The sequence below is a fragment of the Halomicrobium sp. IBSBa genome (assembly GCF_017612575.1).
In the GTDB taxonomy this organism is placed as follows: Archaea; Halobacteriota; Halobacteria; order Halobacteriales; family Haloarculaceae; genus Halomicrobium.
Genome location: NZ_JADPQC010000001.1, coordinates 954,055 through 979,244, shown reverse-complemented (window position 1 = coordinate 979,244; position 25,190 = coordinate 954,055). Strand labels below are relative to the sequence as shown.

Here is a 25,190-nt window from a genome sequence, read left to right as displayed (position 1 = left end):
TCCTCGGCCCTCTCTGGCGCGTTCGACGGTCGTGACAGCCACAGCTTACCCACCAGCAGCGGTGCTCGCAGGCGCGTCGTAACTAACCGATCGCCACCCCTGGATCGGAGTGGATGATTACTGCACGGACCACGCACGGCGTCGGCCGGCGTCGATCTGGCTGGGAGGGCGAGGATGTCTGAGATCGTCGTCGCGGACGTCTCTATCGGGGAGCGCTCGATCGAGTACACCGTCGACTACTCGCGGGACCTGCGGCGCTTCTTCGACGCGTCGACGTTTTCGGTGTCGTACGACGTAGACGTGAGCGAGGTCCCGTACGGTATCGCGACGATTCCGGTCCTCGCGCAGGTCTGCCCGGTCGCGTGGGCGACCGACAGCACCGTCGTCGTGGAGGCCGTCGACCGGCAGTTCGTCGACAGCCTCGACGCGGTCCGAGACACGCTGTCGCGGATGTACCCCGCGTTCATCGACGGCGGGGCGCTCCGGGCCGAGCGGATCACGGAGCACCGTCACGAACCGGGTTCGTTCGACGGGACGGCACAGCTTTTCAGCGGCGGTGTCGACTCGCTCGCGACGTACGTCCGACATCGCGAGGCAGATCCGGCGCTGATCGCGATTCAGGGCTGGGTCGTCGGCGTCGACGAGGACGATCGCTGGGAGCGGGCCATGGGGCACGTGGACCGATTCGCGCAGCGAGAGGACTGTCCGACCCACGGCGTCACGGCGGACATCTCTGCTTTCCTCGATCACACGATGTTGAACGTCCACTACAAGTACCACACAGACGGCGGGTGGTACAGCGGCGTCGGCCACGGCATCGGGCTGCTCGGAGTGTGTGCGCCGCTGGCCTACAGTCAGGGGTACGGCGTCGTCCACATGGGCTCGACGCACTGGGACGGGTTCGAGCTGGAGTCGGTCACCTGGCCGGGCCGCGGGTCGCCGTGGGGATCGCATCCGGACATCGACGACAACGTCCGGTGGGCGGGCACGCGGGGCCACCACGACGCTTTCGAGATCACGCGCCAGGACAAGCTGGAGCTGCTGGCCGACTACGCCCGCGAAACGGGTTCTCCGTTCGTGATCCGGACCTGTACGTACGACGACGCGGGCGGGAACTGCAACCGCTGTGAGAAGTGCGTCCGGACGGCGACCGGGCTCTTGCTGGCCGGCGTCGATCCCAACGATTTCGGCTACCGGGTCGACGAGGAGTGGTACCACTACGCAATCGAGCGCTTCGAGACGAACGACTGGGCGCTGGACGAGCACGTCCGGTACTACTGGGAAGACATCCAGGACCACCTCCCGGCCGAGGAGTGGCCCGACGACGACGGGGCCAACGAGTTCCTCGCGTGGCTCGCGGACAACGACTTCGCGGACAACGTCGAGCGGTCGACCCAGCCCGCCTGGGTGAAGCTGCTTCGCGTGGGCGCGCGAAACGCGCCGTACGAGCTCTACGAGTACCTCTATCCGGTCTACGACCGACTACGGCCGAAACCGTACAACTGACCGCGCTCTGAGGTGGCAAACAGTATCATACGACCGGCTGACATCTGTGACCGATTTCGCCACCCCGAGTGGCGAAGCTCGTCACGAAGTGACAGCCGGCAGTATCAGCCTGTCGGCGAGGGACGGGGCGACGCCTCGGCGTCACACACCGACCCGCGTCGGATCGTCTCGACGGCGTCGAGCGGGAACGCGTCCCGGTCGGGAACCGCCTCGAACCCGAGGGCAAAGCCCAGCGGGAACAGTATCGCCGAGATCGCGCGCCGGAGGCCGCCGTCGACGCCGAGCCGCTGACAGACCAGCCCGGCGGCCGCGATCGTCGCGAGCAGCCACCCGCCCGCGAGCAGCGGCTGTGCGACCGCGAGCAGCGCGCCCAGGCCGAGCCAGGCCGTGGTAGCGATCTTGTCTCGGAAGTACCACAGCCACCGCCAGCGCAGCGCGGGTCGGCCCAGGGCTTTGTGACAGACTTGGCCGCCGGCCCGGTAGTACCCCTGTCGCCAGCGACGGAACTGATCGAGCGACGACTCCGGGACGGGATGGGTGCCGACGACCGTCGGCAGCCGGCACAGATCGTACCCCGCGAGCGTCAGCTGGAACCCCAGATCTACGTCCTCCCAGGCGGTCAGAAACGGGTGAAAGCCGCCGACTTCGGCAAGCGCCTCGCGGTCGTACAGCGCGACGCCGTGCAGGTAATCGACGCTGGTCGGGTCCTCCGTCTGGCGTTCGTTCAGGTGTCCGTCGACGCCCGCGACCGAGGGATCGCTCGCGAGTGTCTCTCGGGCCTCGGCGAGCCAGTCGCCCTGGGTCAGGACCACGTCGCCGTCGACGAACAGCACGGCGTCACCGCGGGCCCACTGCGTGCCGACGTAGCGGCCCGCGCCGGGGGTCGTCAGCGCGTCGTCGGGGATCCGGAGGACAGTGGCGTCGTAGTCGTCTGCGATCGCGACCGTCCCGTCCGTCGAGTTCGAGTCGACGACCAGCACCTCGAAGCTGGCGACGCCACGACACGCCTCGAACACGGCGTCGAGACAGTCGGCGATGCGCGCTGCCTCGTTGTAGGTGACGACGACGACCGACAGCTCCGGCTCGTCTCTCTCGACAGTGGCTGTCTCTGGGCTGGCCCCGTCGGCCGTCGCTCGTGTCTCGTACACGAGAGCGACGACGACCGATCGCACCTTCGTTATGTGACTCCTACGCCGCGGTGAGAAACGACCTCGTGCGCTCAGAGTCGCCGTTCGAGGAAGTCCGCGAGCGTGCGGAACGTGCGGATCTTCTGGTCCACGTCGGTCGATGCGTGGCCCTCCTCGCCGAGTTCGACGTACTCGTAGTCGCCGTCTTCGCCCGCCTCGTAGCCGAGTTCGTCGAGGCGATCACGGAACAGTCGGGCCTGCGAGATCGGGACGCGCCGGTCGTTGACGCCGTGGAGCACCAACAGCGGAGCGGCGAGGTTCTCGGCGTGAGTGATGGGACTGCGTTCGTCGTACAGCTCCGGGTTCTCCTCGGGCGAGCCCACGTTCTTCTCCAGCAGTTCGGTCCGGTAGTGGGGCATCGTGTTCTCGTAGAGATCTCGCAGATCGGTGACGCCGATCCAGGCGACTCCCGCGTCGTACAGCTCGGGGTACATCGTCAGCTGACAGTACGCCGAGTAGCCACCGTAAGAGCCACCGAAGACGGCGATCCGGTCGTCGTCGACCCACTCCTTCTCGGCGAGGATCGTCGTCCCCTTCGCGATGTCGGCCTGCTCGTTGCCGCCCCAGTCGTCGTAGATCGCCTGTGCGAACTCGCGGCCGCGGCCGGTCGAGCCCCGGTAGTTCACCTTGAGGACGCTGTACCCCTGCGAACAGAGGAACTGCGTGTAGAGGTCGAAGCCGCGAGTGTCCTGTCCCCGCGGACCGCCGTGGGGGTTCACGATCGCTGGCGACGGACGCTCGCCGCTGTCGTACAGCAGCGCCTCGATCTCGCGGGACGCTGGGTCGCTCTCGACGCCCTGGCCGGCGCGGTCGTCGAACTCGGCGACGCCCGCGGAGTCGAAGGTGAAGTAGTCGGCATCCACGAAGCGATCGGGGTCGAGGTCGCCGTAGTCGGCCGCGATCAGCTGCTCGGGCTCGTCGGTCGCGAGGTCGTAACACAGCAGTTCGGGTCGCCGATCCGGCGTCGTGTGCGAGCAGACGATCCGTTCCTCGTCGACGACGGCGCTGCCCGCACGTCCGAGCGACGCGACGCCCGTGGGCAGGTCGAGCGTCGTCGCCGCGCCGGTCCGGGCGTCGTAGACGACGACTTCTTTCGCACACTCGCGTGTCCGAACCGCGAGGAACCGATCGCCACCGGGCAGGAAGGACTCGGCGTCCTCGTCGAACTCGCCCCCGTACCAGGTCACCTCGTCGGTCGACAGATCGTAGACGCCACACCGGCCCAGATCCGCCGTGTTGTCCGTCACCAGCAGCCGGTCGCCGTCGGGACTCCAGTCGACCGGCGCGACCTCCGCGCCCGTCTCGCCGATCTCCAGGTTCCGCGGGTTCGATCCGTCGGCGTCGGCCACGTAGGTGTCCGTGTTCTCGAAGGTGTCCGTCTCGTTGGTCGCGTAGGCGATCCGCTCGCAGTCGGGCGACAGCACGCCCGCAGCGACGGCTCGGTCGTACGCCGTCAGCTGGGTGGTCGCTCCCGTCGCGCAGTCGTGACGGTACAGTTGCATCTGGCCGCTCGCCGTCGATCCGACCAGCAGGGTCTCGCCGTCTTCGCCGACGTCCTGCAGAATCGTCTGCCCGTCTAACTCGACGACTGGCTCGACCGAGCCGTCGCGATCGATCGCGTACACGTCGTTTTGCTCGTTGCCGTCGTCGTCGAGGTGGAAGAAGACGCGCTCGCCGTCGGCTCCCCACTCGACGTGCCAGCGGGCGTTCCGGGGCACTTCGCCGTCGCTCCACCGCGTTCGCTCGCCGGTCTCTACGTCGACGACGTGTAACTCGTTGCGCCCCGTCTCGTCGTAGTAGACGGCGACCTCGCTCCCGTCGGGGGAGACGGTCGCGTGGTGGAAGGTCGGCAGGCTCGCCAGCGCTTCGAGGAGGTCCTCGTCCATGGGCCGTCATGTTCCCGGACGAACAATGAATCTGTGGACAGTGGCACGCATCTCCGCGGTCGTGGCTGTGACGATGCGGGATCGTCGGCGTGGCGTTGTACTGTCGGCTGCAACTGGTTCGAGACATTCGCGACACAAGGTCGAAGAATTTTGCACAGGTGTACAGCCGGCGTGTTAGTCGGTCTCTACGGTCCCATTGTCCGATCCGTAGAAACCCCTTACTCGGGCCACGGTTGTCGTCGCCTCTCCCGACGGACCCGCGAGCAACGCGGAGACAGTCGGCCGCCGACCGTGTCTCTGTCGTGTACCGTCTGGCGACGAATCGAAACAACCCCGAGACGAGAGGCGGATAAAATGACGTGAACGATCATCTCTCTTTTTAGCGACGTGGCGTCAACCCTGGGGTGTGGTCGTCAATGGGAGTGTTCGATAAGGCACGAAACGTTTCCCACCTCGGGGACACTGACGGAGACTGCCCGTACCTGTGTATGCGATGCGAGGCGGCCTTCCAGGTCCAGTATCACTCCTGCCCGGCCTGCGGTGGGTACGACGTCCGCCGCGCCGAGTGGGTCTGACACGGAACGCTGTCGTTGCGTACCGGTGCGCGCTGGGACGGGGGAGACGCTCACCGGTACATCGCTACGTCCGTATGAGACGGAGTCCTGTCGCCGTTTTCCCGCTCGCTCGCCGTGGGACGGTCCGCCCTGTCACGGTCGGCGACCACCCTGTCCGACATTTTTCGATACACTTCCCAGCCGTGGTGCCGGAAGACGGTCGGCCTCGACAGCGCATCGGGCTTCCCGGCCGTCGGAGGTGACAGGCACAAGTAGCCAAGGCCCGTCGGGTCGGGTATGCGCCATCGCACACTCGGCACGACGGGCATCGACGTGACGGAAGTCGGACTGGGGACGTGGAACGTCGGCGGCGACTGGGGCGACGTTTCCGACGAGGACGGCCGGGAGGCGATCCGTGCCGCACTCGACGCGGGGATCGACTTCGTGGACACGGCCGACGTGTACGGCGACGGCCGCAGCGAGCGCCACATCGCACACGTCCTGGACGAGCGCGACGAGGACGTGACGGTCGCGACGAAAGCCGGTCGCCGGCTCGACCCCCACGTGGCCGAAGACTACGACTACGAGCACCTCTCGGCGTTCGTCGACCGCTCTCGGGAGTACCTCGATCAGGACACGCTCGATCTCCTCCAGCTTCACTGTCCGCCGACCGACGCCTTCTACCAGCCCGAGACGTTCGCGGCGCTGGATCGACTCAAAGACGAGGGCGCGCTCGATCACTACGGCGTCAGCGTCGAGACGGTCGAGGAGGCGCTGAAGGCCATCGAGTACCCCGGCGTCGAGACGGTCCAGATCATCTTCAACCCCTTCCGCCAGCGTCCGGCCGATCTGTTCTTCGAGGAGGCCAAGCGCCGCGACGTGGGCGTCATCGTCCGCGTACCGCTGGCGTCGGGACTGCTGACCGGTGGACTCTCCCGTGACGACACGTTCCCGGAGAACGACCACCGCAACTACAACCGCGAGGGCGAGGCCTTCGACCGCGGTGAGACCTTCGCCGGGCTCCCGTTCGAGCGTGGACTCGACGCCGTCGACGCGCTCCGCGAGCACGTTCCCGAGGAGCTCACCATGGCCCAGACCGCGCTGCGCTGGATCCTCGACTTCGAAGCGGTGTCGACGGTGATCCCCGGCTCGACCTCGCCCGAGCACATCCGACAGAACGCCGCCGCCAGCGAGGCCGCGCCGCTCTCCCATCAGACCCACGGCGCGATCCGTGACGTCTACGAGGAGTACGTCTTCGACGACGTTCACCACCGCTGGTAGCTCTCCCCTCTCGTGTCGGTTTACTGACCGTGTTTACGGGGAACTACGTGACTATCTGGCAGCCAAACGTCGCCGATCCGAAAACGAACCGCAGCTTTCGAGTATAGCGATTCATTTATCAAATCTGACTGTAAACGCGACCCGAACTATACGATATTTGGCAGGTGTCGGGCATGTAAGTAACAGAATTTTGAGTACTGTCTGACGGCCGTCTGCCAGTCGCACGCCCGTCGTCAGCTCTGTCGTCTCCGCCACCGTACAGTTCAAGTGTGCTTGCTGTAACTACACGCTCGTGGTCGTCTCGTTCGACTGTTTCGGCACGCTCGTAGACGCCGACCGACCCGACGAGCCGTGGGTGGCCGTGGCCGACGCGCTGGCCGCCCGCGACGTGACGGTCCCGTCCGACTGGGAAGCGGCCTACCGCAGCTCCCATCGAGAGTACGAACGGGGTGCGGAGGCCCCGCTGGACGAGCACGTCCGACTCGCGCTCGCCAGCCGCAGTGTCGATGTCGAGGCCGAGACTGCACACGACGCGACGCTGGCGGCGTTCGACTCGCCGGTGACCGTTCGGGACGGCGCTCGGGACGCGCTCGCGAGCGCGCGAGAGTACGGTCCTGTGGCGGTCTGCTCGAACTGCAGCGTCCCCGGCCTCGTCGAACGGACGCTCGACCGCGCCGACCTCGCCGTCGATTCTGTCGTGACCAGCGTCGGCTGTGGCTGGCGCAAGCCCCACCCGACGATCTTCGAGCGGACGGCGGCGGCGCTCGCGGTCCCGCTCGACGAACTCGTCCACGTCGGCGACGACGCCCGTACCGACGGCGGTGCGGACCGCGTCGGCGCGACTGCGCTCGTGCTCGACGACGTGGCGCTCTCGGCGGTGCCCGAGTGGCTCGCGGGCACCGTCGCCGACGGAGCGTCCGGGGAGGAGCCACCGTGATCGCGCCCCTCGCAGTCCTGATCGCGGCGGCGCTCGAACTGCTCGTGGCCGAGCCCCCGGCCCGCGCTCACCCGGTCGCCTGGCTGGGCCGTGTCGTCGCGCCGCTGGATCGCGAGTGGGGACGACCTCGACTCGTCGGTGCCGTCGGGGCGCTGGCGGTGCCGCTCACTGCCGCGGTCGCCGTGGCCGTCCTCGTGGTCGCGGCTGGACGAGTGTCGGCCTGGCTCGCGGCCGCCGTCGCCGGTGTCGCGCTGTTCGTCGCGACGAGCCTCCGGATGCTCCTGTCGGAAGCCCGCTCGACGATTGCGGCCACGCAGACGGATCTCGACGCCGCTCGCAGGTCACTGCGGGCGCTCGCGGGTCGCGACGCGGAGACGCTCTCGGCCGGGCAGGTCCGGAGCGCGGCCGTCGAGAGCGCGGCCGAGAACCTCGCCGACGGGCTGGTCGCGCCACTCGCCGCGTTCGTCGCGGGCGTCGTCGTGGGGCAGACGGCGACGCTCTCGCCGGTCCCGTCGCTCGCACTCGGCGCTGGCGGGGCGGCGTGGGTCAAGGCCGTCAACACGCTGGACTCGATGCTGGGCTATCGCTCGAAGCCGGTCGGGTGGGCTCCCGCGCGGCTCGACGACGCGGTGATGTGGCTCCCGGCCCGGATCGGCGCGCTCCTGCTCGCCGCGGCGGCACGCGACCCGGCGGCGCTCCTGTCGGCACGACCGTGGCTGGACGGGGTCCCCTCGCCCAACTCCGGCTGGCCGATGGGGGTACTCGCGGCTGTCCACGACGTTCGTCTCGAAAAGCCCGGCGTGTACGCACTCGACGGCGGCGAACAGCTACCTTCGAAGGAATTTTCACTGCGAGCGGTCCGAACCGTCGCCGTTGCGGGCGGACTCGCGTACGCACTCGCGGTCGCCACGACGGCCGCTGTGGGGGGACTGCCGTGATCGGTGCCGCGTTCCGTGGCGCACTCGGCTTCCTCACTCGACTCCCGGTCGGGCACGGTGCGGAGGCTTTCGACGCCTTTCGGGCGACGCCGGCAGCCTTTCCCCTCGCCGGCTACGTTGTCGGCCTCCTGCTCGCACCGGTCGTCGCGCTCCCCGTGCCCGCGCCGACGGTCGCCTTCTCGCTCGTCGTCGCCGTCGTGCTGGTCACCGGCGTCAATCACGCCGACGGGCTGGCCGACCTCGGCGACGCCGCGGTCGTCCACGGCGACGCCGAGCGACGGCGGGCGGTGATGACCGATACCACCGTCGGGGTCGGGGCGCTGCTGGCCCTCGGCGTCGACCTCGTGGGGATCGCACTCGCCGGTCTGGCCCTCGCCGCGCTGCCGATCGCCGGGGCCGTCGTCGTGGTCCTCGCCAGCGAGGTCGGCGCGAAGCTCGCGATGGCGACGCTGATCTGTCGGGGGACGCCGAGCCACGAGGGCTTTGGCTCCTCGTTTCTCAACGAGGCCGACGGACGGGACCTGTGGCTCCCCGTCGTCGTCGCGCTCCCTGCGGTGGCGCTCGGCTGGCTCGCTGGCGGCCCGCTCGCGACCGGCACGGCGCTCGTCGGTGCCGTCGTCGTCGCACTCGCCGTCGAGCGGTGGGCCGCCGTCACGCTGGGCGGCGTCGGCGGCGACGTGCTCGGCGCGACCAACGACCTGGCGCGACTGGCCGCGCTCCACCTGGGGGTGATCGCGTGGACGCTCTGGTGATGGCCGGCGGTCGCGGCACTCGCCTCGACACCGACGGCGAGAAACCGCTGTTCCCGCTCGCCGGCCGTCCGCTGATCGACTACGTGCTCGACGCGCTCGACGCGAGCGGCGTCGCCTCGGTCGTCGTCGCGACCTCGCCGTCGACGCCCGAGACGGCGGCCCACGTCTCCGTTCCGACCGTCGAGACGCCGGGCGAGGGGTACGTCGCCGACCTCGACGCGGCGCTGGCCGACGATCGGCTGGCTCGACCGACGCTCACCGTGGCGGCCGATCTCCCCCTGTTGACCGGCGCTGTTCTGGACCGGCTCCGTCGCGCCCACGAGTCGGGGTCGCTCACCGTCGCCGTTCCGGCCGCCCGCAAACACGAGCTCGGGATCAGCGTCGACACGACGTTCGACCACGACGGTCGGACCGTCGCACCGACCGGCGTCAACGTCGTCGGCGGTGATCCGTCCCGCACGCTCGTGGTCGACGAGCCCCGGCTGGCGGTCAACGTCAACCGTCCGTGCGACGCGGCCGTCGCCCGCGCGTGGCTGCGTTCCTGATCGGCACGCGCGAAAGAATTATCCGCGCTAGGGCCGGTATGGTCTGTATGCTTCCCGACGCCGTCGACGAGCTACGAGAGTCCGGTAGCGAGGACGGTGCCGTCGACGAGCAGGGCCGCGTGCCACACGGGAGCGCCGACGACCCCTGGGTGCTCGATTTCAGCGCGAACACCAATCCGCGCTCGCCCGACGGGGCCGCCCGCGTGTACGAGTCGTCGCTCGCGTCGGCCCGACGGTATCCGCCCGACGACTACTGTGCCTTTCGTGCCGCCGCCTCGGAGGTCGTCGACTGCGAGGCCCGCGAAGTCATTCCGACCGCGGGCGGGCTGGCGGCGATCCGGCTCACGCTCCAGACGAGCGTCGAACCGGGCGGCTCCGTCCTCGTCCCGGCACCGAGCTTCGGCGAGTACGCCCGCGAGGTCCGCCTGCAGGGAGCCACGCCCACCTTCGTCGATCACGACGCGATCCTCGACGCCGACCCGGCCGGTCACGACCTCGCTATCGTCTGCAACCCGAACAATCCGACGGGCGAGTGTTACGACGCCGAGCGACTGCGGGCCTTCGCCGAGCGCTGTCGCGACGCGGACACGACCCTGCTGGTCGACGAGGCGTTCCTGGGGTTCACCGACGAGCCCTCGCTGGCCGGCACGCCGGGCGTCGTCGTCGCCCGCGCGTTGACGAAGCTCTACGGGCTGCCGGGGCTGCGGGCCGGCTACGCCGTCGCCACCGGGCGACACCGCGACCGACTGGACACCGCCCGGATCGCGTGGTCGCTGAGCGGGCCGGCGGCCGCCGTCGGGACCCACTGCCTGCGTGACACGGAGTTCGTCGCGGCGACCCGAGAGCGAGTCAGCGCCGAGCGCGAGCGAATGCGGACACAGCTTGCCGGTCGGTTCCGGGTGTCCCCATCCGACGCGCCCTTCCTCTTGCTGGAACTCGACGGGCGCGACACGGTCGAGGAGCTGCTCGCGACGGTCCGAGAACACGACATGGCGATCAGGGACGCCCGCACGTTCCGCGGGCTGGACGCACACGTCCGGATCGCCGTGCGGATGCCCGACGAGAACCAGCAGTTGCTGGGCGTCCTCGATGTTTGAGGCCCAGATCCGGGACGGCGTCTGTCAGTGTCGCAGCGACGGCAGCCGCTGGCTGGGGACCGGTCCGACCGGGGGGTATCGACGCGCCGACGCCGCCTACAACGTCACCGTCCCGGAGGGGTTCGACCGCACGGACCTGTCGAGCTACGTCGCAAAACGCCGCCGACGCGCGGGGTTCGAGATCGACGGGCCCGGTCTGCTCACGGGCGTCGACGTGACCCACGCCCGCTGTGCCAGTGTGGGACCGGTCGCGGTCCTGGCGACGGTCGGGCTCTCGAACCCGGCCGCGCTGCCGCTCGACCCAGATTCTCACGAGGGCAACAGAGCAGAAGACACCGACGACGCGTGGCGTCCCGGCACGGTCAACCTCGTCGTCGGGACCGACCGGGCCCTCGACGACGGCACGCTGGCTGAACTGCTGGCGACCTGCGTCGAAGCCAAGGCCGCGACGCTGTCCCAGCTGGTCGGTGTTCCGGGGACGACGAGCGACGCTGTCCTCGTCGGAACCGCCACCGACGGCGACCCGGCCGACTTCGCCGGCAGTGCGACGACGGTCGGGTCGGCCGCGCGGGCCTGCGTACGCGACGCGGTCCGGGCCAGCTTCCGGGCGCGGTACGCCGACGACGAGCCGCCGGCCTCGGTCGCGGAGGCACGGTACGGTGTCACGACCGATCGTCAGGCCGATGTGTTCGCGCCTCGGAACTGCGAGCATGACTGAGGACACGGACGGCGGTCCGCGGGCCGAACCGATCACAGCCAGCGCACCCGACGAGTTCGGCCTCGTACAGGCCTGGTGGGGCGACGGAAAGGGAAAGACGACGGCCGCGCTGGGGATGGCGATGCGAGCGGCCGGCCACGGCTATCGCGTCCACCTGTTGCAGTTCATGAAAGGCGGGACCAGCAGCGTCGAGGACGTCCGGGGCGAGTACAACGCGATCGCGGCGCTGCCGGGCTTTTCCTACGAGAACGCCGGCCACTACGGCTGGCACGGCTTCCTCGACGGCAGCGACGACGACGAACACGGTGCTCGCGCGCGGGGCGCGCTGGCTCGCGCCGAGGAATTGATCGAGGCCGCCACCGTCGCCGATCTCTCGGCACCGCTCGCACTCGACGGCTCGCCCGAAGACGGGCTCCACATGCTCGTCCTCGACGAGATCCTCTACGCCGCCAACCGCGACCTGATCGCGCCTGCGAACGTGATCGAGTTGATCGAGGCAGCGCCCGACGGTCTCGAACTGGTGTTGACCGGCGGCCACGAGCGCCCGGCGTTCCTGACCGAGTACGCCGACCTCGTCACGAACGTCGCGAAGGAACGTCACCCGCTGGACGACGGCCAGGGCGCGCGCAAGGGCACCGAGTTCTGAGTTCGGGGGGTCGAGTGTCGCCGGCCGCCTCCGGTAATCTGGACCTATCGCCCGTCTTCGGTATCGTGGTCGACTGTCGATGAGTGGACTGTTTCGTACGGAAAGCTGTCGTTGCGTACCGGTGAGCGTCTACCAGTCCCGACGCTCACCGGGCCATCGCGACCACCGTCCGTGTCAGTTGCCACGATAGTCGCCGATTTCGGAGGAGTTAGCTCGGATTTCCGCCAATTCTGTCTCCATAACGAAGTGTATCACAGACTCTATCTATCGTAATGAGTGATAGCTCTCAGATCCGATCGCGGACCAGGCGGGCGACGATCGTCGTCCTGATCGCCGCCGTCGTCGCGACGAGCCCCATCGTCGCGGGCGTGACAGCACTCGGCGACGACGCGGGCGTCTCACAGCGAACAGACGACATCGCCGCCCAGCAGTCAGCGCCCAGTGGTTTCTCCGGCGAGACGAACCTCTCGGACGCCGACACGAAGTACGTCGGCACGGCCGAAAACGACACGGCGGGCTGGTCGGTCGCGTACGCGGGCGACGTGAACGGTGACGGGATCGACGATCTCGTCGTCGGCGCACCGGAGAACGACACCGGCGGGACCAACGCCGGAGCGGCCTACATCGTCTTCGGCCCGACCGATCCAGGCACGGTCTCGCTGGCCGACGCCGACGTGACGCTCACCGGCGCGGCGGCCTCCGACCGCGCCGGCTACGACGTGTCGTACGCGGGTGACGTGAACGACGACGGCTACGCAGACGTGATCGTGGGCGCACCGGGCAACGACAGCACTGCCAGCAACGCCGGGGCGGCCTACGTCGTCTACGGCGGCGACACGATGGCCGACCGGATGGACCTCGCCGACGCAGACGTGACGCTGACGGGCGAGTCGCCGGGCGACCGGGCCGGCTGGTCGGTCTCGAACGCCAGCGGACTCGACGGCCCTGACGGGGTCGCCGTCGGCGCACCTTTCGCCAACGACAGCACCGGAGCGGCCTACCTTGTCTCGGGCGAGCAGCTGTTTGGCACCGTCGACTTCGGGGCGGAGTCGACCGCTACGCTGACGGGCGAGTCGCCGGGCGACCAGGCCGGCTGGTCGATCTCGCACGCTGGCGACGTGAACGCCGACGGCACGGCCGACGTGATCGTCGGTGCGAACAACTACACGGCCGCCGACGGATCGACCGGTAGCGGCGCGGCCTACGTCGTCTACGGCGCGGTCGGCGGCGAGCGCGATCTCGGCGACGCCGACCTGCGACTCCGTGGCGTCGACGGGGCGGACCGCGCGGGCTGGTCGGTCGCGTACGCGGGCGACGTGAACAACGACAGCACTGCCGACGTGATCGTCGGCGCACCGTTTACCGATCCCAACGGAACGGTCGCGGCAGGGTCGGCGTACGTCGTCTACGGCGAGCGCGACCTGTCCGGCGACGTGTCGCTGGCCGACGCCGACGTGCGTCTGAACGGTGAAGGTGCTCGCGACCGGGCGGGCGTTGCGGTCTCATCGGCTGGCTCCGGTGACGTGACCTGTGACGGTGTCGACGACGTGCTCGTCGGCGCGCCACAGAACGACTCGAACGGGAACGCCTCCGGAGCGGCCTACGTCGTCGCCGGCAGCGAGTCGTTCTCGGGCAACGTCTCGCTGAGTGACGCCGACGCGATCTTCCGCGGCGAAGCGGCCGGCGATCGTGCGGGCCGCGCGGTCGCCGACGCTGGCGATCTCGACAACGACAGCTTCGACGACATCGCGGTCGGTGCGCCACGGAACGACAGTACCGCAGCCGACGCCGGAGCGGCGTACGTGGTGAACAGCGACTGTGAAGTGCTCGAAACGCCGACCGCGACGCCGACGGACACGCCGACCGATACGCCGACGGATACCCCGACTGACACCCTGACGGATACGCCAACCGACACGCCGACCGATACGCCGACGGATACCCCGACTGACACCCCGACGGATACGCCAACCGACACGCCAACCGACACCCTGACCGATACACCAACGGACACCCCGACCGATACGCCGACGGACACTCCGACGGATACCCCGACTGACACCCCGACGGATACCCCGACCGACACCCCGACGGATACGCCAACCGACACACCGACTGATACCCCGACCGACACGCCAACGGACACGCCGACGGATACCCCGACGGACACGCCAACGGACACTCCGACCGATACGCCAACCGACACGCCGACCGACACTCCGACGGACACGCCGACCGACACGCCACAGAATCTCGCGGCGATCAGCTTCGTGGCGTTCTGTGTCCCGGGCGAACAGGGACCGGGCAACGATCCGTGTCCCGAAGGCGAGCGCCTCCTGGTCAAATTCGAGGACCAGGGCGACGGGACGTTCGTGCCAGAGGGCGGCGATTCGATGGGCGTGACAGTGACTCCGACCGAGTACAAAAGCGAGACCGGACAGTCGGAAGTCGTGACGGTCGAGTGGAGCGCCGGACAGTCGATCTCGACGGTCGTCGTCAAATCTGCGACCGACGAGTGTCAGTTTGCCGGGGGCACTGCTGGCAGGGCGACCTCCTGTGGACCGCCGCCGGGTCAAAGTTCCCAGTCGGGACCCAGTGGTTCGGGGCCACTGCCGCCGATCTTCCTCGCCGGACTGGCAGCGACCTCGCTGGCGGCTGTCGGGCGGCGCGACTGACCGGCTGCGTTCGATCCACATCCACAACTGTTTAAAACAAGGCGAGACAGCCGATCGTACGATGGTCGAGGCCTTCGCGGTGGCGAGCGGCAAAGGTGGGACCGGCAAGACGACCAGCACGCTTGCGCTGGGGATGGCTCTGGCCGAGGAGTACGACGTGACGGTCGTCGACGCCGACACGGGGATGGCGAACATGCTGTTTCACGCGGGGCTTGCGGACGTGGAGACGACGCTTCACGACGTGCTCGCGGCCGACGCGCCGGTCGAAGCGGCGACCTACGAGCGATTCGGGATGACGGTCGTCCCCTGTGGAACGAGCCTGGACGACTTTCGCGACGCCGACCCGACCCGTCTGCGTGCCGTCGTGGCCGACCTCGCCGCGGAAACCGATATCCTGCTGTTGGACTCGGCCGCGGCCCTCGACAGTCGCTCGGCCGTGTTGCCGATCGTACTTGCCGATCGCGTCATCGTCGTCTTGCAGCCGACGATTCCGGCGCTGTCCGACGCGCTCAAAGTACAGGAGTACGCGACCTCCTACGGCACCGACGTGGCCGGACTCCTCTTCAACAAGGTCCACGACGACGACGCGATCGACGAGATCGCGGCCAAGACCGAGCAGTACTTCGACGGGCCGACGCTAGCGACGGTGCCGGCCAGCGAGGCGGCTCGTGAGGCTCGGCGGGCCGGTCGGCCACTGCTTGCTCACGCGCCGTCTTCGCCGCCGGCAACGTCGTTCAGGCGGGCGGCGACGCGGATCGACGTTCGCGATCGCGGCTCCGAGGCGGTCGCAGATCGGTTCCGGAGTGCCGTGATCCCCGACTCGCCATGAACGTCCCCGAGGGGAGGCTGGTCCACTCGCGGGTCGTCGCCGATCCGCGCGATCCGCTGGCGGCCGCGCTCGATCGGTCTCTGACGGGCTACGCCGTCTTCGAGCCCCAGGAGACGCTGTTGCTGGACGCTGGCGGCCACGGAATCATCACGTTTCGCGACGGCGTGCCCGAACAGGCCTACTACACCGGGACGGATCGTGGCGGCCCCAGTGCGCTGGCCGATCTGGGGATGCCGGGACCCTACCACGTCGAACTCGTCGCGCTCGACGACGCGGCACTGGCCCGGATCGGCGACCACGCTGAACTCGCAGTGCCACCCGGGATGCCCGCCGAACGTCTCGCGGGTGATCCCGCCCTCGCGGCCAGTACCAGGCGCGCTGCCCCGGCCGACCGAGAGACGGAAACGCCAACCGACGACGATCCCGACCGCTCTGAGGCCGGTGCAGTCGAGGCGTTTCTCGACGACGAAGCGAAGATCGACGCCATCAAACAACAGGCCAGAGCGGAAGCCAAGCAACGGGCCGAAGAGTGGGGCTTCGACTAGTCCATCCGGACCGGGATCCACCAGACGCGGCTCCGACCGCCGACCTTCTTGCTCGTCAGATCTGTACTCTCCTGGAGGTCGTGCAGTTTGTTCAGGGCGGTCCGTCGGGAACAGCCAAGCAACTCCGCGACCTCCGAGGCCGTCAACGGCTCGGCGTAGTCGTCGCGGTCTTTGAACACCTCGATCACGTCGGATTCTGTGTACTCGACTTCACGTCCGGGCGGTGACATGTATATCAGTTCGGTCGGCGAGTATATATACGATGTGCAGGATCGCTCCGACAGTGCTGTTACAGCCCCTGTAACACTTGGCGGCAGGTAACTATAGGTGTTCCAAGAACTGCTATCGATACGTGGTGGCGTCGCCACCTCGGACCGCCCCGTAGCCGAGCCCGTGGTTCGACCCGTCGTCTGTCGCCCGGCGGCGTCGAGCACCACCCCGCTGACGATTCGCGCTACTCCTCGACGCTACTCTCGGAGAGTACGTCTGCCAGCGGTCGTGCCCGGCCTTTCGTCGTCTCGAACTGCCGGCGTCCCCACTCGACGACAGTCTCGTCGTCCGATTCGAGCACCGCACGGACGTTGTTCGTCTCGTCGTAGGCGACGACGGCAGCGTGGTCCGAGCGGACCATCAGTCCGTCGGTCAACGGTTCCGGCGCGACCCACACGTCGACACACTCGTGTGTCTGCCCCCGTTCGAGTGCGGTCTCGAAGTCGGTCATCGATCGTTCCAACACGTTCTCGTCGATCACCATCTCGACGCTGAGCTCCGTCTCCAGCAGTCCCGAGACGGTCTCGTTGAACGTGTTGGCGACGATGGGCGTCGTCGTCTCGATGTGGTCGCCCTGGCTGTCTCTCAGCCACTCGACGATGCGGTCGACGGCCGCCAGGGGCTCTTGCTCGGTCGCCTCCGTGATCGTTCCGCGCTCGAACGCTTCGGCTGGGAGCGGCTCGTCGAACGGATCCAGATGCGTCGCCAGCGGCGCGAGCCTGTCGGCTCGCTCGACGGTCTCCCAAAGGGTTCGATATCGCTCGTGTACTCGTCGCCCCGTCAGCGTCGCTCGATACCGCCCGTCGATTTTCTCGGCCCACGTCCGCTCTCGAAAACCGGCGAGGATCCGCTGGACCGTGGTCCTCGTCGCCTCGACGCGATCACAGAGCTCCGTCGGGCGCAGCGGCTCCTCGCTGAGTGCGGCGAGTATCGTCGCCCGGTGACGCGATCCAGTCAGGAACTGGAGATCGCTCATCACCTCTCGGTCTGTCATCGGTACTCTCCCGGAGTTATCGTCTCGAAAACAAATACCTGACGCTCGCAGCGATCTGTCTTCGTCATCCTGCCGGCTGTACGTCTGTGAAGAATTTCGCGACCCCGTGGTCGCGAATATGTCGAAACAGCTACAGCCGGCAGTATCAGCTCTCGCGGCCCGCCACCGTCGGCACCCGTACCGTCGCCATCGTCCGTCCACGCTCGCTCGTCACGGTGAGGTCGACGGCGACGCCCAGGACGTGCGTCCGATCGGCCCGCTCCTGTACGACGACGCCGTCGATCGCGACACAGCGACCAAACGACCGTCCGTCGCCACTCGGACACGACGACGCCGCCCACCGCTGGGCGTCCGTCGCGTTGTAGCTCAGCGATCGCGCCGTGCCGGCGTCGAGGCGTGCCCGCTCGACGTGCTCGATGCGGGGTTCGAGCCGATCACGCACGGTCGTCGCCGCGTCGTCGCGGTCGGTCCACCCGTGCGCTGCGGGCACGTCTGCGCTTGCCGTCGCCAGCGCCCGCGTCAGCGTTCGAGTCGCGTCGGCCGTCGGATCGTCGTAGTCTCCGCCAGCGCGCACGTCGGCGTGATAGCCCAGCTGTAGATACGCCACCACGATCGGGATCAGCGCGACGGCGACGACGACTGCCGCGACGAGGACGAGTTGCCCACGCCGGGCGTCCGGGCATCTCGAAGACACAGTATCATTCACTCCCACTCGATAGAATATAAAGTATCGCCTCTCGGAGCGAGCGACCTGCCGTGACTCTACGCGAGGCCCTCTCGACAGTACGAGGCCGTCGTCCGTCCCGTCGCGAGGTTCTGGGGTTTAAGTCGCTCCGGCTTTTCACCTGCCGGCGTGTCCCCGAAACTCTCACTCGCAGGTAAACAACTCGACCTCCTCCAGGGCAGCGTCTTTATCCTCGTGGTCGGTGTCGCTATCGCCGGCTACGGCGCGTACGACTACCAGCAACAGGCTCAAACGCTGTCGGACACGACGACGATCGAGGCGACGATCACCGACACCGGCGTCGAGACGATACCCCAGCGGCGCGGCCGCACGGACTACGAGCCGACGGTCACCTTCGAGTACCAGTACGACGGCACGACCTACACCGGCAACGACATTCGCCCGTCGAGCATCGCGACGGACTACGACACCCGCTCGGCGGCCGAGGATGCTCTTGCGGAGTACGAGGTCGGCGAGACGGTGACGGCGTACGTCAACCCGGCTTCGCCGGGACAGGCATTCCTCGAAAACCAGCCGTCCGACGGACCCGTGCAGTTCGTCGTCGTCGGCGGCGTGACCGCGCTCGTCGGTGCCGCCTCCACGCTTCGATCTGGCGGTGACGCCGCCCAGGAGTGACCGCTCACCACCCTCGCTCCGCGTCGTTCCGGCCGACTCGTTGTGCGCCGACTACGAGTACCACACTCGAATCGTCAGTGGCCCCTCGACAGTCGTCACAGTGGCCTCGCCGGTGGTGACGCCCCCGGGGACGGGAAACCCGACGGCTCCGTGTGGTGTCTCGACCCTGAACATGATGTTGTCGGGCAGGATCGCATCGGTCCGATCCCGTAGCTCGCCTCGCTCGCGCTGGAAGGACCGCTCGTCGGCGAGGATCTCGGCCAACCGCGTCGCATCTCGGTGTTCCGGCGGTTCGTTCACCAGGATCGTCGCCGCGTCGTTCGCGTAGGCCGTCAACTGTGGCTCTCGGGTGTCGGGCGTGGGCACGCCGACGACGAACCCCAGCGCGACCGCGAGGATCACGACGACGCCGAGTGCGGCCTCCAGCAGCGAGACCGGTAGCTGCGCCCTATCCATCGGCAGTCACCGCCAGCGTCGCCTTGCGTGTCCGGAGCGCGTCGTACTCCACTTCGACGCTGCCGTCCGGTAGCGGTCCGCTCGCCGAGAACTGCAACGTCGTGGTTTCGAATCTGGAGAGGTCGATCTCGTAGGTGCCGGCGAGTCCGTCCTCGTCGTGGAGGACGACGCGATCGTTCGCTCGGACCGTGGTCACGCTCGTGCCGGCCGGCGGAACGAGCGTGAGGCGTGCGCTAGCGCCCCGCTGTGGCAGCGTCACGCGCCGTTGCCAGCCCAGCGACGGCTCGATCCGTTCTGTCGTTCGCTCCTCGACGACCACGAGGCGACGGATCGTCGTTCCCGTTCGCGGCGTGCCAGTCGTCACGAGCGAGTCGCCGTCAAGCTCGACCCTGACTGCCGTCTCGTCGGTGACCGGGAACGCCGTTCGCAGCTGGCGCTGGTCTACGTTCGACAGCCGCTCCTCGTCGAGCACGTTCGCGCGTTCCGTCAGCGGCGACTCGGGCGCGACGAGGCCGGCCGCCAGCGAGACGGCGACGCGTCGCTCACCGGGCTCGCGGTCGGCCGCTCCGATCGCGCCGTCGGCCAGTGCGAGGCCGATCCCCGTCACCATCGTCAGGACCAGCAGCGCAATCGCGAGGGCGGGTAACGCCGTCTGTGCGCGTTCGCTCGCCTCACGTGTGCGCCCGTTCACGGCCGTCCCTCCCGGAGCGTGACCACCAGATCGCCCTCGACCGTCCGGACGACGACCGTCGACTCGCTGCCACTCTCCCAGGAGCCGGTCACCCGTCTCACGCTCGGTGGCACGACCAGTCGACTACGGCCGCCGACGGCGGGGTCGGGGTGATCGAGGACGAGCGATCGACCGTCGGCCTCGATCGCGTAGCCGCTGCCTCGGATCGTCGCCGGCAACCTGACGCGCTCGCGGACGGTCACGTTCGCGACGTTCGGCGGGATCGCTTGCTCGACGCGCTCGGTCGCCGTTGCCAGCGTCCGATCGCCGATCGACGCCCCGGCGGCGTCGCGGGCTGCCGGGACTGCCCCGCCGAACAGCGCGGTAGTCATGCCGGCCAGAAAGAGCGCGACCAGTCCGATCGTGATCGTCTTCTCGACGACCGGCGTGACCGCGCGGTCGTTCACGCTCCCACCTCCAGTCGCATGTCGTGGACGACCAGATACGCCGTCCGCGACCCCTCGTACTCGATTACGACGCTGGGGACACCGTCGCCGTCGAGGTCCCGGACCGTCGCGTCCAGACCGCGGTCCCGTGCGAACCGCTCGAACGCGCCGGGGGTCGCCGTCTCGATCGCGACCCGGTACTCGCCGCTCCCGAGCGCCCGCCGGTCGTGTGTGACGTTGGTCCGGAGTGTCGTCGTCACGCCGCCCGTCCCGCCGACGCTGCCGGCACCGTTGAGCCGCTGTGCGCCGACGACGAGCACGTCAGGCCCGCTCGTGATCGGTGGCGTCGATCTGAGCCACGTGTTGTCGCCGCGGCCGCGGGTGATCGCACCGGCGACGGCCCCGACGCGGCGCTGCTCGCTCTCGAAGACCACGGCGTCCGTCTCGACAGTCGCCACGACGCCACTGGTGTCGAGGACGCGGAGCTCCCGGTCTTCGACGCCGAGGGTCCCGTCGGCGAAGCTGACCGTCGCCGAGCGGTGGCCCGTCGTCTCGACCGGCCGCAACGCGGTGTCGAGGTCGTCCGCGACGCGGGTCGCGTCCGCACTCGCCGTCTGGTCGTCGACGATCGTCCCGATCGTCGCGGTCAGCCCGCCCATCGCGATGGCCGTCAGTCCGAGCAGCAAGACCACGCCGACGACGTGAGACTGTGCGCGGTCGGTCATACCATCCCAGCCCCGGTGAAGACGACGTAGGCCACGGCGACGAGCGCGCCCGAGTGGAGGAGCGCCTCGTAGCGCCCGCGGCTCGCGGTGCCGGCGAACCACCCACAGCCAAGCATCGTCGCCTGCGTGACGACGTAGAACCGATAGCGGTCGCGGGGTGGATCGACGGCGGTCGGATCGATCGTGATGCCGGGGCCACTCGACACCGTCGAGAGCTGTGCGAACCCGTCCAGCACGTAGGCGTTGACCGCGACGACGATGCCGACCACGAGCAGTGCCGTCGTCCACCCCACCGCGACGTAGACGAGCAGCGACGAGCGAAGCGCCTTGCGCTCGTGGTAGAGCTTCCCGATCTCCGTCTGGAGGGTCTCGAACACGTCTTCGGCGTCGCTGCCGGCGTCGAGAGCGCCGACGACGAGGCCGATCGTCTGCTCTGCCATCGGCGTCCCGACCCGCTCGACGAACCGATCGAGTGCCGCGGCCCGGCCGTCGGTGGCGTCGTCGTCCGGACTGGCGGTCAGGCCGAGCGTGAACGCGAGCTGGTCCACGTCCGACTGGAGCGCGCCCAGGTCGACCTCCTCGGCCACCCGCTCGACGGCCTCGCTGAACGGCCGACCCAGACTGACGTGGCCCGACACGGCGTGGACGAAGTCCTGAATCTCGCGGTCTTTCGCGTCGTCGACTTTGGCGCGTCGAACTGCGACGGCCCCGACCGGGAGTCCGTACGCGACGTAGGCGAGCAGGGCGACGTTGACCGGCCGGTAGCCGAGTCCCACGAGGACGGCGACGACGACGGGCACCGTCGGGGCCAGCACGCGCGCAGCGCTCGCCGGGTTCCGACTCGCCGTCTCGACGATCGAGCGGAGCGACGCCGGAGCGGCGTAGGACGGTGCGCTGGCGCTGTGTGGCCGAATCGCCGAGACCAGCAGCGACGCCGACGCGCCCGCCGCGAGAACGAAGCCGGCACTGCCGTAGACGAGCACGCTCCGGACGGTCATCGGTCCCACGGGCGTGGCGACCTGCGCTGACAGTCCCGGCGAGAGTACGCCCATAATCGTCACGATCAACACCAGCAGCGCCGGCAAGACGAGCAACACGACGAACAGCTCGGCCAGGAGTTCGAGAAACCCGGTCGCGCGCTCGTGACGGCGCGACTGTTCGTGTGAGAGGAGCCGACCCTCCATCTGGAGGTACCCCTCCAGCGCGTCGGCGCTCTGGTTGGCGTGCTCGCGGAACTTCAGCAGGAACGGTGCCAGCAGGTCCCGCGAGGGCGTCTCGCTGGCGACGTGTTCTAGCCCCTCGTCGAGACTGCCGGTCAGCGCAGCCCGGTTGAGGATCCGCTGGAAGGCGACGGCGGTCTCGCCGTACGCGTCCTGGTCGGCGACGCGCCGGAGCATCGCCCGCTGATCGTGTTCCCCCGACGCGAGCACGCGGAGGTAGCGAACGGCACCGGGGAGGGTCGCCTCGATGTCGCTGCGCCGTGCCTCGCCCACCCACCGCAGGTACGTACTGCCGGCCCGGACGACGAGCAATCGCAGTACCCCACCACCGACCAGACCGGCTCCGACGGCGACGACGGGTCGCGGGACGACCGGCCAGTGGACCTGATTGACGATGGGCACGCCGTTCTGGAAGAACGCGACGACCTCGGCCAGGACGGACGGCGGGACGACCGCGGTGACGACCAGCGTGAAGAGACACCCGGCGAGTCCGGTCACCCAGGCCAGTCCGTACGTTCGGGCCAGATACAGCTCGAAGCTCGCGTCCAGATCTGCGGCCCGGTACCGGACTCTGTCACCGTCGTGGCGGCCGCTGTCGGCGTGCTGTGCGAACAGGGCGTACAGGCCCCGATCGATCGGGTTCAGCTGCCGTGGCGTCTCAGTCGCCATCGATCTCCTCCCCGTGGGCCGCCCGTTCGTCCGCCTGTTGGCGGTGTAGCCGCTCGACCGTCGCCGCCTCGTCGGTCTCGAGGTCCGCCAGCAGCGCGAACAGCTCGTCGGCGTCGGTGATCCCTTCCTGTACGAGATACTGGACGTAGCGGTGTCGGCGCTCGAACATGGCTTCGACGCCGTCGACCGTCTGGTCGGTCTGGTCGGCCAGCCGCTCGAAGGCGTGGATCGGCTCGCTCCCTTCGCCGACCAGCCCCGCGAGCTCGAACTCGCCGTTTCGATCGCGCGTGCAGACGGTGTTCCAGTACACCGTGGCGTCGGCCTTCCGGACGACGCCGCAGTTGTCGGCGTCCCGATCGAGCGTTCGGTACGTGGTCTCGTCGACGATCTCGACGACTTCTCCCACGAAGCGGTCTTCGCCGACCCGCTTGGGGAACACGAGGAGATCGATCTCCTGCAGGAGGTAGGGGGGAAGGCCCTGCTCGACGACGCGGTTGACCAGCGTCTCTACGTCCTCGGCGTGGGTCGTCCCGAGCAGCCCGTGGCCCGTGTTCAGCGTCTCGGCGAACGTCTCGAAGCTCGCTGCCGTGTTCACCTCGGCGATGACCTCCACGTCGGGGTTCAGATAGTTGCACTCGGTCATCAGGTCGGCCATCGTCACGCGGCGGTGGTCGCGCTCGTGGTCTCTGGTCGTCAGCGAGACGCCGGTCTCGTGTGGAATGAACACCTCCCGGGACCCCTCGTCGATCGAGATCGGGCGATCACGATAGGGGATGAAGGGCATGTGGGCGTTCATCAGCGTCGTCTTGCCGACGCCGGTCGGCCCGCAGAACAGCACGACGCCGTGGTGCTCGTACAGCAGCCACAGCAGTGCGACCAGTTCCGTCGGGAGCGCGTCCCGTTCGATCAGGTCGACCGGTGTCATCGGGTCCGGCGACTGCTTCCGGATGGAGATGTGTGGCCCGTCCTCGCTGATCGTCGGGAGTGCAACGGCACACCGGATCGTCTCCTCGACGCCGTCGGGGCTGAGGTTCACCTTCGCGCTCGGCGTCGAGGCGTTGAGTTCGGTGCCGTCGTCGGCCGCGAGCTTGGTCACGACGTTGACGAACGCCCGTTCGCTCTCGAAACAGAGGTTCGTGGGGACGCGTTCGTTGTGGCCCACGTCCAGCCGCGGGACGACTTTGATCCGCTCGTCGACCCTGTTGGCCTCGATGTCCTCCAGCGTCGGGTCTCGGACCGGGACCGTCAGCTTGCCGTATCCCACGAGGTCTCGCAGCACGTAGTACAGCAGATCCTCCAGCCGGTCGTCGGCGAAGCGACGGTCGACCGGCGGCACCGTCAGGTCGTACTCCGCCAGCGCCGTCCGGAGCCGGTACCGGGCGGCGTCGAACCAGGCCCGCGTGTTGCGGATGGTCAGCTGTCGCGAGAGGAGCGTCCGAGCCCGGTCGCGGACGAACGCGACCTCGTCTTCGAGCACCCCGTCGATGCTGGCCTCCCAGACGCGCGTCTTGCAGGCCTCGATGAGTTCTTCGTCGCCCGGAAGCTGGTCCGGTTCGCGGACCGCGTACTTCGTGGTGAACGGATCGTCGCCCAGGACGTTCTCCCGGTAGACGATCACGGGGATCTCGAACTCGTGGAAGGTGACGGTGTGTTGTTCGAGCCGCTCGCTGGCAAAGCGATCCAGAAACTCCGTGTCGGGATCGAGGTCGGTCTCTGCGGGGGCGAAGTCGTCGGTGTGGACCCGGACACACTCCTCGCCGAGGTCGGCCACGTCGATCCGGTCGTCCAGCGCGTAGGGCGTCAGCTCGCCGAAGCAGGCCAGTGAGCACAGCGCGTGGTAGTCCAGCCGTCGTCTGGCCGCCGGCGAGCAGTCGACCAGTCGGCCGATCACCCGCTGGTGTTTCTCGTCGAGCCCCGACTCGACGCGTTCGATCGCTCCCTCGCGCGTGCGCGGTCGGTCTACGTGGGCGTCGGCGAAGTACTCCTCGACGGTCGCGAGCGCGTCGGCGTCCTCGACCGACAGCAGCGGGTCCCGTAGGTCGTACTCGAATCCGGCCGCCGTCTCGGTGACGGTGACGACGACTCCGGGGTGGATCTCGTCCTGATCGCGAACGTCGGGTGCGTACCACGCGTCTGGGTCGTCCGGCGTGACGGGTGCCGGGACCGCCGGGGCGCTCGTCTCTCCCTCCCCCTCTGTGAGCATGGACGTTGCTCGGGACGAGATAGTACTTAAATTTGTAGATACGGCACAGAATTATATTGCTGGCAAGTCGTGACGGCGGTG

Annotated in this window: 24 protein-coding genes; 13 read left to right on the top strand and 11 right to left on the bottom strand. The window is 68.5% G+C overall.

Annotated elements, in window-relative coordinates:
* Positions 1-174 precede the first annotated feature (174 nt).
* The gene (locus IL252_RS04980) at positions 175-1,506 is read left to right on the top strand and encodes a hypothetical protein (protein ID WP_208627107.1); all 1,332 of its coding nucleotides are present in this window, start codon (positions 175-177) and stop codon (positions 1,504-1,506) included.
* Positions 1,507-1,610: 104 nt separating this feature from the next.
* Here IL252_RS04980 and IL252_RS04975 read toward each other — a convergent pair whose 3' ends face one another.
* The gene (locus tag IL252_RS04975; protein WP_244256801.1) at positions 1,611-2,654 is read right to left on the bottom strand and encodes a glycosyltransferase family 2 protein; all 1,044 of its coding nucleotides are present in this window, start codon (positions 2,652-2,654) and stop codon (positions 1,611-1,613) included.
* Positions 2,655-2,725: 71 nt separating this feature from the next.
* Positions 2,726-4,579, bottom strand: a complete 1,854-nt coding sequence (locus IL252_RS04970) for a prolyl oligopeptidase family serine peptidase (protein WP_208627105.1) — start codon at positions 4,577-4,579, stop codon at positions 2,726-2,728.
* An 851-nt stretch (positions 4,580-5,430) separates the two neighbouring features.
* Between IL252_RS04970 and IL252_RS04965 the strand changes: the two genes are divergently transcribed.
* The 11 genes from IL252_RS04965 (at position 5,431) to IL252_RS04915 (ending at position 16,096) form a co-directional block, all read left to right on the top strand.
* Entirely contained in the window at positions 5,431-6,414 is a 984-nt protein-coding gene (locus tag IL252_RS04965) for an aldo/keto reductase (protein WP_208627104.1), read from the top strand.
* Positions 6,415-6,706: 292 nt separating this feature from the next.
* Positions 6,707-7,351, top strand: a complete 645-nt coding sequence (locus tag IL252_RS04960; RefSeq protein WP_208627103.1) for an HAD family hydrolase — start codon at positions 6,707-6,709, stop codon at positions 7,349-7,351.
* A complete protein-coding gene (cbiB, locus tag IL252_RS04955; protein WP_208627102.1) occupies positions 7,348-8,289 on the top strand; it encodes an adenosylcobinamide-phosphate synthase CbiB in 942 nt (313 codons plus the stop codon). Before IL252_RS04960 ends, cbiB begins: the two co-directional genes overlap by 4 nt.
* Positions 8,286-9,041, top strand: a complete 756-nt coding sequence (gene cobS / locus IL252_RS04950; protein WP_208627101.1) for an adenosylcobinamide-GDP ribazoletransferase — start codon at positions 8,286-8,288, stop codon at positions 9,039-9,041. Before cbiB ends, cobS begins: the two co-directional genes overlap by 4 nt.
* Positions 9,041-9,586, top strand: coding sequence for an NTP transferase domain-containing protein (locus tag IL252_RS04945; RefSeq protein ID WP_208627376.1), 546 nt, complete (start codon positions 9,041-9,043; stop codon positions 9,584-9,586). The genes cobS and IL252_RS04945 overlap by 1 nt, the downstream gene beginning before the upstream one ends.
* 47 nt (positions 9,587-9,633) lie before the next feature.
* A complete protein-coding gene (locus IL252_RS04940) occupies positions 9,634-10,683 on the top strand; it encodes a threonine-phosphate decarboxylase (protein WP_208627100.1) in 1,050 nt (349 codons plus the stop codon).
* Entirely contained in the window at positions 10,676-11,401 is a 726-nt protein-coding gene (locus IL252_RS04935; RefSeq protein ID WP_208627099.1) for an adenosylcobinamide amidohydrolase, read from the top strand. The genes IL252_RS04940 and IL252_RS04935 overlap by 8 nt, the downstream gene beginning before the upstream one ends.
* A complete protein-coding gene (locus IL252_RS04930; protein ID WP_208627098.1) occupies positions 11,394-12,047 on the top strand; it encodes a cob(I)yrinic acid a,c-diamide adenosyltransferase in 654 nt (217 codons plus the stop codon). Before IL252_RS04935 ends, IL252_RS04930 begins: the two co-directional genes overlap by 8 nt.
* A 272-nt stretch (positions 12,048-12,319) precedes the next feature.
* On the top strand, positions 12,320-14,722 hold the full coding sequence (locus tag IL252_RS04925) for an integrin alpha (RefSeq protein WP_208627097.1): 2,403 nt from the start codon (positions 12,320-12,322) through the stop codon (positions 14,720-14,722).
* Between the two features lie 61 nt (positions 14,723-14,783).
* Positions 14,784-15,551 carry a P-loop NTPase gene (locus tag IL252_RS04920; protein ID WP_012807668.1) on the top strand — a complete coding sequence of 256 codons (768 nt, stop codon included), beginning with the start codon at positions 14,784-14,786 and terminating at the stop codon, positions 15,549-15,551.
* Positions 15,548-16,096, top strand: a complete 549-nt coding sequence (locus tag IL252_RS04915; RefSeq protein WP_208627096.1) for a hypothetical protein — start codon at positions 15,548-15,550, stop codon at positions 16,094-16,096. Before IL252_RS04920 ends, IL252_RS04915 begins: the two co-directional genes overlap by 4 nt.
* Here IL252_RS04915 and IL252_RS04910 read toward each other — a convergent pair.
* The 3 genes from IL252_RS04910 to IL252_RS04900 form a co-directional block, all read right to left on the bottom strand.
* Positions 16,093-16,326 (bottom strand): HTH domain-containing protein, encoded by a 234-nt coding sequence (locus IL252_RS04910; RefSeq protein WP_012807666.1) that lies wholly within the window; start codon positions 16,324-16,326, stop codon positions 16,093-16,095. The two genes, IL252_RS04915 and IL252_RS04910, sit on opposite strands and share 4 nt — an antisense overlap.
* Positions 16,327-16,550: 224 nt before the next feature.
* On the bottom strand, positions 16,551-17,360 hold the full coding sequence (locus IL252_RS04905) for a winged helix-turn-helix domain-containing protein (RefSeq protein ID WP_208627095.1): 810 nt from the start codon (positions 17,358-17,360) through the stop codon (positions 16,551-16,553).
* Positions 17,361-17,505: 145 nt separating this feature from the next.
* The gene (locus tag IL252_RS04900) at positions 17,506-18,054 is read right to left on the bottom strand and encodes a hypothetical protein (protein ID WP_208627094.1); all 549 of its coding nucleotides are present in this window, start codon (positions 18,052-18,054) and stop codon (positions 17,506-17,508) included.
* Positions 18,055-18,213: 159 nt separating this feature from the next.
* On the opposite strand from IL252_RS04900, the gene IL252_RS04895 reads away from it, so the two are divergent.
* The gene (locus IL252_RS04895; protein ID WP_208627093.1) at positions 18,214-18,720 is read left to right on the top strand and encodes a DUF3592 domain-containing protein; all 507 of its coding nucleotides are present in this window, start codon (positions 18,214-18,216) and stop codon (positions 18,718-18,720) included.
* A 51-nt stretch (positions 18,721-18,771) separates the two neighbouring features.
* Here the strand turns inward: IL252_RS04895 and IL252_RS04890 are convergent, their stop codons facing one another.
* Genes IL252_RS04890 through IL252_RS04865 form a run of 6 tightly spaced genes read right to left on the bottom strand, consistent with a single transcriptional unit; the run spans position 18,772 to position 25,109 of the window.
* Complete coding sequence (locus IL252_RS04890; protein ID WP_208627092.1) at positions 18,772-19,176, bottom strand: hypothetical protein; 405 nt, start codon at positions 19,174-19,176, stop codon at positions 18,772-18,774.
* Positions 19,169-19,867, bottom strand: coding sequence for a hypothetical protein (locus IL252_RS04885; RefSeq protein WP_208627091.1), 699 nt, complete (start codon positions 19,865-19,867; stop codon positions 19,169-19,171). The genes IL252_RS04890 and IL252_RS04885 overlap by 8 nt, the downstream gene beginning before the upstream one ends.
* On the bottom strand, positions 19,864-20,313 hold the full coding sequence (locus IL252_RS04880) for a hypothetical protein (RefSeq protein ID WP_153554318.1): 450 nt from the start codon (positions 20,311-20,313) through the stop codon (positions 19,864-19,866). The genes IL252_RS04885 and IL252_RS04880 overlap by 4 nt, the downstream gene beginning before the upstream one ends.
* Entirely contained in the window at positions 20,310-21,017 is a 708-nt protein-coding gene (locus IL252_RS04875) for a type IV pilin (protein ID WP_208627090.1), read from the bottom strand. Before IL252_RS04875 ends, IL252_RS04880 begins: the two co-directional genes overlap by 4 nt.
* Positions 21,014-22,906: a type II secretion system F family protein gene (locus IL252_RS04870; protein WP_208627089.1), complete on the bottom strand. Its 1,893-nt coding sequence runs from the start codon at positions 22,904-22,906 to the stop codon at positions 21,014-21,016. The genes IL252_RS04875 and IL252_RS04870 overlap by 4 nt, the downstream gene beginning before the upstream one ends.
* Positions 22,896-25,109, bottom strand: coding sequence for a type II/IV secretion system ATPase subunit (locus IL252_RS04865; RefSeq protein WP_208627088.1), 2,214 nt, complete (start codon positions 25,107-25,109; stop codon positions 22,896-22,898). The genes IL252_RS04870 and IL252_RS04865 overlap by 11 nt, the downstream gene beginning before the upstream one ends.
* Positions 25,110-25,190: the final 81 nt, after the last annotated feature.